Source organism: Modicisalibacter radicis, assembly GCF_900961225.1.
Taxonomy (GTDB): domain Bacteria; phylum Pseudomonadota; class Gammaproteobacteria; order Pseudomonadales; family Halomonadaceae; genus Modicisalibacter.
Map to the genome: position 1 here is coordinate 1 of NZ_CAAHFN010000088.1, position 8,722 is coordinate 8,722.

8 protein-coding genes and 3 pseudogenes are annotated in these 8,722 nt (G+C 52.4%); 6 read left to right on the plus strand and 5 right to left on the minus strand.

The window, feature by feature from the left end:
* The 5 genes and pseudogenes from HR9077_RS22235 to HR9077_RS16985 form a co-directional block, all read left to right on the plus strand.
* A pseudogene (locus tag HR9077_RS22235) lies at nucleotides 1–362 on the plus strand (hypothetical protein); the annotation flags it as partial.
* A gap of 358 nt (nucleotides 363–720) precedes the next feature.
* Complete coding sequence (locus HR9077_RS16970; protein WP_136068428.1) at nucleotides 721–1,014, plus strand: hypothetical protein; 294 nt, start codon at nucleotides 721–723, stop codon at nucleotides 1,012–1,014.
* 108 nt (nucleotides 1,015–1,122) lie between these two features.
* On the plus strand, nucleotides 1,123–1,470 hold the full coding sequence (locus HR9077_RS16975; protein WP_136068430.1) for a DUF3024 domain-containing protein: 348 nt from the start codon (nucleotides 1,123–1,125) through the stop codon (nucleotides 1,468–1,470).
* Between the two features lie 114 nt (nucleotides 1,471–1,584).
* Nucleotides 1,585–2,271, plus strand: coding sequence for a DUF4336 domain-containing protein (locus HR9077_RS16980; RefSeq protein WP_136068432.1), 687 nt, complete (start codon nucleotides 1,585–1,587; stop codon nucleotides 2,269–2,271).
* A gap of 257 nt (nucleotides 2,272–2,528) precedes the next feature.
* Nucleotides 2,529–3,005: a YbhB/YbcL family Raf kinase inhibitor-like protein gene (locus HR9077_RS16985; RefSeq protein ID WP_136068434.1), complete on the plus strand. Its 477-nt coding sequence runs from the start codon at nucleotides 2,529–2,531 to the stop codon at nucleotides 3,003–3,005.
* Between the two features lie 209 nt (nucleotides 3,006–3,214).
* On the opposite strand, the gene HR9077_RS16990 is transcribed toward HR9077_RS16985, so the two are convergent.
* From HR9077_RS16990 to HR9077_RS17005, 4 genes are all read right to left on the minus strand, one after another.
* The gene (locus tag HR9077_RS16990; RefSeq protein WP_136068436.1) at nucleotides 3,215–4,483 is read right to left on the minus strand and encodes a M24 family metallopeptidase; all 1,269 of its coding nucleotides are present in this window, start codon (nucleotides 4,481–4,483) and stop codon (nucleotides 3,215–3,217) included.
* A 6-nt stretch (nucleotides 4,484–4,489) separates the two neighbouring features.
* Nucleotides 4,490–5,359 (minus strand): HalD/BesD family halogenase, encoded by an 870-nt coding sequence (locus HR9077_RS16995; protein WP_136068438.1) that lies wholly within the window; start codon nucleotides 5,357–5,359, stop codon nucleotides 4,490–4,492.
* An 89-nt stretch (nucleotides 5,360–5,448) separates the two neighbouring features.
* Nucleotides 5,449–7,029: a BCCT family transporter gene (locus HR9077_RS17000; RefSeq protein WP_136068440.1), complete on the minus strand. Its 1,581-nt coding sequence runs from the start codon at nucleotides 7,027–7,029 to the stop codon at nucleotides 5,449–5,451.
* A 27-nt stretch (nucleotides 7,030–7,056) separates the two neighbouring features.
* Nucleotides 7,057–7,935, minus strand: a complete 879-nt coding sequence (locus tag HR9077_RS17005; RefSeq protein WP_136068442.1) for a LysR family transcriptional regulator — start codon at nucleotides 7,933–7,935, stop codon at nucleotides 7,057–7,059.
* A 116-nt stretch (nucleotides 7,936–8,051) separates the two neighbouring features.
* Here HR9077_RS17005 and HR9077_RS17010 point away from each other — a divergent pair.
* A pseudogene (locus HR9077_RS17010) lies at nucleotides 8,052–8,186 on the plus strand (YbhB/YbcL family Raf kinase inhibitor-like protein); the annotation flags it as partial.
* 324 nt (nucleotides 8,187–8,510) lie between these two features.
* Here the strand turns inward: HR9077_RS17010 and HR9077_RS17015 are convergent.
* Nucleotides 8,511–8,722, minus strand: a pseudogene (locus HR9077_RS17015) (MmgE/PrpD family protein); the annotation flags it as partial.

Here is an 8,722-nt window from a genome sequence, read left to right on the forward strand (position 1 = left end):
AGAAAGTCCTCTCGGCTCAGCATGGCACGGCCCTTACAGGTTTGGTCACCAGCAAGGAAAGGTCATGCGGGTCGGGGGGACAATCTGTTTTGATGATTTACGGACTTATAGCTCCGGCGTCGACAGTACCGGTTGCCTTCCACAGCTTCGGCGGCTGGAAGGACTCGCTGTTCGGCGACCTGCACGCCTACGGTCCCGACGCCGTGCGCTTCTACACCCGCCGCAAGGCCATCTCCCAACGTTGGCCGAAGCGCAGTGCCCAGCCCAGTTCAACTTTCCCTCGTAAGCCACTTACACGGCTGAACGCCACGCCCGCGCCGCACATCGGCGCGGGCGTTTTTGTGTCTACGCCTTTCGTGTAATGCCATGTCTCTCGGCGCTGATTCGCGATAGGTTTAGGGATACTTAAGGGTTTGACGACATAAATTATGGGCGAGGCGGTGAGGGTTGTAGTCCTCACCTTGGCGGTAGCGTGGTCGAAACGGCGTTGGGGCGAGTGGAAGGCTGGTGTCGGTCTTCAGGTGACCGAGCCGGCAAAGGCAGCAGGCACGCGAATTCTGCATAGATAGCCGAATTATTATTAATTTTATTTATAATCAATGAGTTAAGGCCTAAGGGGCGGGCTAGATAAGATTATTGAACGCGCCTGCTCGTTCAAGTGGGAAAACGAGCGCGCCTTCTAATGCCTTTTAGCAAAACTTCTTCGAAGGTAGCACTCATATGTCTGTAAAAGAAAGAGAAGTGTTAGTTGTTGCACGAAATCTTGGAAATCTCGATAGGCTGTCGAGCCTTGATGGGCCGCTTGTTATTTTCGGTACGATAGCCACATCTATCGCAAGAAAGGTAAAGGAGGGAAATGGGACGGCAATTATTCCGAGCCAATACTTGAAAATAATCTTGGATACTCAGGATGCAGTTAATGCTATTTTTGATAACTTTGACCTTTATGATGCAAAGACAAAGAGCCCGCTGATACATGAGTTATTGAAACATAGTTATACAAGAACGAAGTAGCTATTGAGAATGAATTGTACAGATGTCAATCACAGAGCAATGTGTTGCTAACAAGGCAAAGCCGCAGCTGCTTGCGGCGTTATGTGGGCGTTCCCATCGAGAATCCATATGGCATTCAGTGAGTTTGAATCGAAGAAAATTGAGCGGGCCGCTTCAGAGTTTCTGCAAAATCGGAGGCCGCCAGTCGAGATCCGACCCAAGTTAGATTTAGACGTTCGGGTGTCTGGCCAAAGCGTTCAAATTGTCGAGATTCGCCCTCATTTCCGGGAGCCGTCTACGATCATTGAATCACCGGTAGCAAAAGCTACCTACGTCAAGAAAGCGCAGCGCTGGAAAGTCTACTGGATGCGTAGCGATCTGAAGTGGCATTCGTACACGCCAGAACCTGAGTCACGATCCATCGAGGAATTCTTTGCTATCGTGAATGCCGATGAGAATGGCTGTTTCTTCGGGTAGGACATAACCAGGCGCTGTAGTTCGCGGCCTGCAGCCGCCGGACACCCTTTTCATTGCGGCTTCGTCTCCATTACAAGGTCGCCGCTAAGCTCAGCGTTGTGTGATTGGAGAAACATGGAAAAATTAGCGCATGAAATATGGGTATTCGATGGTGAGCCTGTTCAGTTCTTAGGGTTGCCTTTTTCTACTCGGATGACGGTTGTTAGACTTCCTAGTGGCGAGCTATGGGTTCATAGCCCAATAAGATTATCTGAGCCAATTACAGAGAACATAGACAGTCTAGGCTCTGTTAAATATTTAATTGCGCCCAATAGTTTACACCACTTATTTTTATCTGAATGGATTGCCGTCTATCCAAGCGCAGAAGTTTATGGTACAAGCCAGGTGATTAAAAAGCGTAGCGATCTCTCTTTTTGCGCCTCGCTTAATAACTCCCAAGGTTATGCTTGGGAGCCAGATATTAAACATGAACTGTTTGCTGGCTCTCCGTTAATGGAGGAGTGTGTTTTTTATCATGACAGCTCACATACCTTAATTGTTACTGACCTAATTGAAAACTTTTCAGGTCAAGACTTTAACTACTGGCAACGGGTTATGGCCAAAGGTGTTGGTATACTTGCCCCTAATGGAAAAACGCCTTTGGATTGGCGTTTAAGCTTCATGTTTGGTAAAGCGGAAGCTCGGAAACACCTCAATAGGTTGTTGTCTTGGAACCCGCAAATATTGGTCATGGCTCACGGTAGAATCGTCAATGAAAATGCTGACAGGTTCTTACAACAGTCTTTCAAATGGTTAGTATGAGAAACCCGTGAGAAAATCACATAATAATCGCAGGCAATTCGACGGCTTTTTCGTTGCGCCTGCGGCTCCACTACAAAGCCGCGGTTACTGCGGGCGTTATGCAAAGGAAGATCAATGCCAAGGTGTATGGCCCAGAGCTATGGTGAGCGCCCGCGCGACGGGTTGAATCCTCCACTTCTGCCATCATTTCCCAAAGACAAGCCGTCGCAATAGCGTCGCTCGGTTCACCTTTCACTACGTTCCATGGGAGAAGCCTCATGCCCTTTGCACCGTCCAGCATGCACGTCGAAAGCCCCACCTTTACGCCGAATGGGGCGATTCCCAAGCGCCATTCGGCGGAAGGTGATGATGTCTCCCCGGCCTTGAGCTGGAAGGGTGCGCCGGCGGGTACCCAGGGCTTCGCGGTGATCTGCCACGATCCGGATGCGCCGCTGGTGAAGGATGGCAGCTACGGCTACGTTCATTGGCTGCTTTACAACCTGCCGGCGGATGTCACCTCGCTGGAAGAGGGCACGACGCTGGGCACCGCCGGCGTCAACGATGGCGGCGCCAACGGCTACGGTGGCCCGATGCCGCCACAGGGCCACGGACCGCATCAGTATTATTTCTGGGTGCTGGCACTGGATACCCTCACCGAACTGCCCGAGGGGCTGACGCAGCCGGAACTGCTCAATAAACTTGAGCCGCATATTCTCGGCATGAGCCGGCTGGTGGGGACATATCGTCGCGACTAACGTTGCCTGTGTGACTGTTATAAGTCGCTGTTAAAGCTCAAACGCCGCTTCACACACACTCGGCGCCTTCCCTTGGGGGGCGCCGAGTGTCGTTTGAGGCCTGGTTCAGCGATAGCTGTCCACCAACTCGCGTACCAGTGGCGTATCGGAAGTGGATATCGCCTTCGAGTTGAGCCTCTTGTGCTTAGACGTGCGGACTCGTCGACGTTCTATTTGAGGCTAAGTAAATCGGAGTAGCCGTAGGTTGACATGCGACGCACGCCAGTTTCGGTGACTAATACTTGCTCCTCGAGCTTTACGCCCTCGCCACCATCGCGATGGCCGCAGAACGATTCCACACAGAGTGTCATGCCTGGCTGTATAATGCCGTCGTAGCCAACTTCGTCCCAATCCATATGGTGAGCGATGATCGGCCATTCGCCGGTCATGCCGCAGCCGTGGACGACCGCCAGGTAGCGATTTTCCTGGTAGCCTTCAGGAATTTTCCATGCCTTTTCTGAGTATTCGCGAAACGACATACCCGGCTTCATCAGATCAATATTGGTTTCGATCTCGTCACGAGAAAGGCTATATAACTCTTTTTGCTTCTGCGTAGGCTCGATGTCGTCGCCGACCAAGAACGTGCGCGAGAAATCCGTGTAATAGCCGTAGACACCAACCGTATCGGTATCGAAGGCGACAAGTTCGCCAGCGGCCAGCTTCTTGGCCGATGTTTCCTGGAACCAGGGGTTGGTACGATCTCCTGAACTCAGCAGACGCGTTTCCATGTACTCGCCGCCAGTCTCAATCACCTTCTGCTGAAAGATTGACCAGAGCGCGTTTTCAGTCAGCCCCGGCTCGATCGAGCGCTCCATAACCGCCATCGCCTGTTCGGTTAACTCGACGGACTTAGCGATTAGAGTCAACTCGTCGAAGCTCTTGATCGACTTGGCCACTTCGACCGGACGCGAGGCATCGGAGAGTGTGTAGCCATTCTCGCTGAGTGCGCCAACGACTTCCGTCGGAGCGCCCTCTATGCCTAAACGCTTACCATTGGTAGACGAGCGGTTCATAACGTCGTCAATTTCACGGACGAAGTTCCGTACGTGTCGGGGTGAGTGATGTCCGCTGTGAAGCGGCATGATCGGCGTTGCTCCGCGAATTTCGTCGAGCGTTGGCATGTCCTTGGCCAAGTGGCCGCAGGAGCGGTACTCGAACAAGACTACCGGGCCTTCGGCAGGTACTACGAGATAACGTGCGGGATTTCGCTGCGAATAGACTTGCATGTTGCGCACGCCGCAGGCGTAGCGAATGTTAATTGGATCGAATAAGACCACAGCATCCAGATCGTGCAGTGCGATTTGCTCGCGGAGACGACCTAGGCGATGTAGCGTCACGCGATGTTCGAGTACTCGATCAATCGGCGTGGCCTGAAAATCGATTGTATCGTAACGTGACGTTGAGGAAATGCTCCGAGCATCACGCGTTTTAATAGTCATGAACAGTTAACCCTTCAGTGAATCTTCGCGACGTTGATTCTCGGCATCGATATGAGCTTGGGTGACCCGACCATAGACGTCTTGGGTACGTTTGATGCGACCAATCAGCCCGGGTTCTTTGGCGTAACCGAGTAGCGCGCAAAGACGCTGACCACGTGCTGGCGCTACACGGTGCATGGAGTAGCGCCCTCGGAAGAGTTGAAGGTCGCCGGTGTTGAGTGTCAGCCTCTTGACCTTGGAGTCATCGCCGTCGAGTACCTGCTGCACTTCTTCGAAGTTTTCGTTACCCGGTGTGCGAATGTTCGGCACGTACTCGAAGTCGCCGCCGGCCTCCGGACGTCGAGTCATTAGGCTGACGATGAACTCATTGGTGTCGAAGTGCCAAGGCAATACCGTGTCTTCTGGCATTACATTGATGACGAGACCAGCAATGGGGTCGGCGTATTCGTAGATGCGCGTCTCTCCCAGACAATCGGCGATGAACTGCTGGAACACCTTGTTTGCATACAGGCGCTGTAAAAGCCTATCTTCACTAATCAGGTCCTTGGCCACGAAGCCGTTGCTAAAATCTTGAAAGCGACGCATCGGATGATCTTGCGGGTAGGAGTCGTCGTCGGCGGTAGCATAGGGTGTCACTTTATTGCTGTGATAGTGCGCCTGTGGCGCCAACGCTTCGCTTTCCTCACGCAGTCGTTCGACGATATCGGTCCGGATGAAGTTGGCGAAATGTGCGCAGCCATCTTCGGCGAGCTGTGCCTGTATGCTTTTGACGCATGCTCGGTAATCATCCGAATTCGGGGCTTCGATCGGATAAGCGTCAAGATTGACGATATCCTTGAGCGTCTTCATGTCTTGGTCCGAAACTTGTGAATTCATGAGATGGCCTCCTAATGTTGACCCTCTCATTATAAGAAGGGGTGAAAATATTGATAATGAATTTTTAATTATGGAAAGGAACGAAAATTTTATGCTTTGGAGTCATGAGGGTGATGATATCCAGTGCCCTTGACTCCCGAGCCAGATAATATATTGGATAGGATGCTTGGCCATAGTGCGACTCTAACCAGTGAGGCTGCGGCGAACATAACGATAATCATGCCGATGAATCCTCCCACAGTAGAAATCATTTTAAGCGCCTCCAGGCCACCATTTATAGTGAGGACAAGTGTTATAATTGATATTATTGCGCCCCAGATGAGCTTTATGTAATAAGGTGAAGAGTTGACGTCACTGTCACGAGTATCCTTGCAGCACATGCCGGAGATGGCATCGATGGTCGAGTCTGCAGCAGTGATGTAGGAAACCAGCGATAGCATCAAGAATGTGCCGATAAAAAAGAGCGCCATTGGTAATTGCTCTAGCAGCACCCAGATCACATCGCCCGGCCCTTGGTTCGCAAGCGTCTCACTCAAGATATGGTTGGCATTGAGTTCGGTGAATACTGAAAACCCTCCGAATGTCGCACACCAGATGAGTACAAAAGCAGCGGGGAGAACAAAGTTAAAAGTGAGGAATTCTCGTACGGTATAACCACGAGAAATCTTGCCTAGAAACATGCTTGTGACGGGAGCCCAAGCAAACCAATTGGCCCAGAAGAAAAGTGTCCAATCGCGCGGCCAGCCATTATCATTGATCGTGCCGGTATTGAGACTGCTCTTGATGAAGCCCGACACATAATATCCTAATGCATCGATTCCACCATTGGCGATGAATGACGTAGGCCCGAATATCAGCACTAACGCGGCCATGACAATGAGTGCTCGCGCATTCCAGCTAGACAGTACGCGAATACCCTTAAGCAGCCCGGTCGCCGCCGACAGTGCGGAGGCTAGCATGACGACCATGCATAGACCTCCAATCAGTGCATCAGTCACTTCGATACCAAAGAGCCGGCGTAAGCCACCACCCAGCATCATGGCGCCGGTGCCAAGCGAGGCAACCATCCCAGCGACTAGCGCCATGAGCGCCATCGCATCGATGATTTGTCGTGTCGTTGTGTTTATATTGATCGGCAGTGCTGCCGTCATCGCCGACGAGATACTGAATTGCATTCCCAAGTTGTAGTGTGCGATGGCGAACATTAATGCAGGGACGGTGTAGATCGCATAGGTTGTGAAGGACCAATGCATGTAGAGGGATGAAAGTCCATTGACACCACTTTCCGTAGAGAAGGCTTCGATCCCACTTCCCCCAGGTGGGGCGGACATAAAGAAGATGGGCTCGGCCGCAGCAAAAAAAAGCAGCCCTATAGCCACTGAGCTACATAGTGTGATTGAACACCACTGCCATCTTGTGAGGATCGGTTTAGCGCTGGCCCCGCCAATACGCAGCTTAGCGATTGGCGAGAAAAGGGTGCCCACGGCGATAATTACGAGCGTGAATGCCGATAGCGCATAAAGCCAGCCAAACTTTTCCATTAGAAATGCATGGGTCATGCTTGTCACATGCAACAAAAAAGGGCCATCAAATAAAGCAAGAAGTGTCATGCCACCTAGCAGCACAAGAGAAGGGTAAAATGTAAATATTCTTAAAGAAGGCTTTGTCATAATAATCTCCTGGTTTCTAATCGATCGTTACTGCCTGTTTATATTTTTGAAGATGTTCTTTAATCCTTCGAGGTTCTCGTTGACGAGCTCGCTTTCCCTGCACGATAAATACCAGCGTACCGGTATGGTTACCCCCTTCAATGGTTTAACTGCTAGTTCTCGTCTATGCCCAGCGGCTATGATCCAAGATGACAGGATACTCACACCGCGTTGACTCAGGGCGATCGTATCCAGGATCGTGCTCACGGATTCGATAGTCTGGATCGACACCGGCGCCTGTCCACTTGGGTTGAAGAAAAGGTCGAATTCATAGCCTGGTTCTCTTGCCGCGCTGAAGGTCAGGAAAGGCTCCTGGGCAATTTCTTCGGCCGATACGCTCTCCCGATGGGCTAAGGGGTGGGACGCAGGCACCACTGCTCGAAGTTCATCCTCGAAAAGAAAAATGTTGCTAATGCCGTTTTGAACCGGCGGATCCGACATGAGTGCAAGGTCGATCTGCTTTTCGAAAAGCGCACTCGCCAACGTGTGTGTGGGAAACCGGTAAAGCTCCAGGTTTTTGACTTCATGGCGGTGGCTTTCGACCAAGATGTGGCTGACGATATCGTGAGCGTCGACTCCCCATTTGAGTGCCTGCGTGTCGGACCGGGCCAGCAATAGCGCATCGGCTTCTGCTGATGCCAAAATCGGTACTGCCTCGCGTCCTGCCTCTAGAAGACGCTGACCCGCAGCAGTTAGAGTAGTACGCCGTCCCCGCCTCTCGAAAAGTGAGACTGCCAACCGCCTCTCCATCTCTCGAACGCGATGCGTAGCCGCTGGTTGGGTCAATCCAATGGCAGCAGCGGCGGCTTGAAGAGAGCCGTGGCGTTCTATCGCATCTATGAGTATGTAGTACTTAATATCCAGCATGTTGTTCAGGTCATCATTTACTGTTTGCCTCTTATTTCACACATATAAAGATAAATTATCAAATATATTTTTCGTCGGTTATCGAGCATTTTTTTTATAGTTATTGGCCGCGCCAGTACTATTTCTGGGTGCTGGCGCTGGATACCCTCACCGAACTGCCCGAGGGCCTGACGCAGCCGGAACTGCTCAACGAGCTGGAGCCGCACATTCTCGGCATGAGTCGGTTGGTGGGGACGTACCGCCGCGACTGAACAGTCTTTGTCTGAAACTGCCTGCGCTCGGCCATACTGCGTCAAAAATCAGCTTGGGCGCGAGTCCGATCAATTTGCTCATTTACACCCCGTAAACTGGTGCGCCAGCCCGGTCCGTTTTCGCTGATTTTGATTCACTACGCTCACCCTTCGGGCCAGCCTTCGGCTGTTACTCCCTACGGTCGTTGCGCCTTGTCTGACCTTCGCTCGTCGACGTTTCAGACAAAGCCTGAGTAGTGATCAGAGACTCAAACACCGCCTCAAACACACTCGGCGCCTTCCCCTGGGAGGCGCCGAGTGTCGTTCTGGGCCTGCCTGGCGTCTTCAGGGCGCGCCCAGCAGGGCCAGCAGGTCGCTGGCCGGGCGTGTCTCCAGGCTCATCACCACCTCGCGCAGCCGTGCCGCGCGCTCGCCCAGCACGGGCTCGGCCAGGGCGTCGTACTTTGCCAGCAGTTCGGCATCGGCGAGCGGGTTGGTGGGGTTGCCGCGCGCCTCGCAGGCCGGGCTTTCCAGGCGGGTGCCGTCATCCAGGTGCA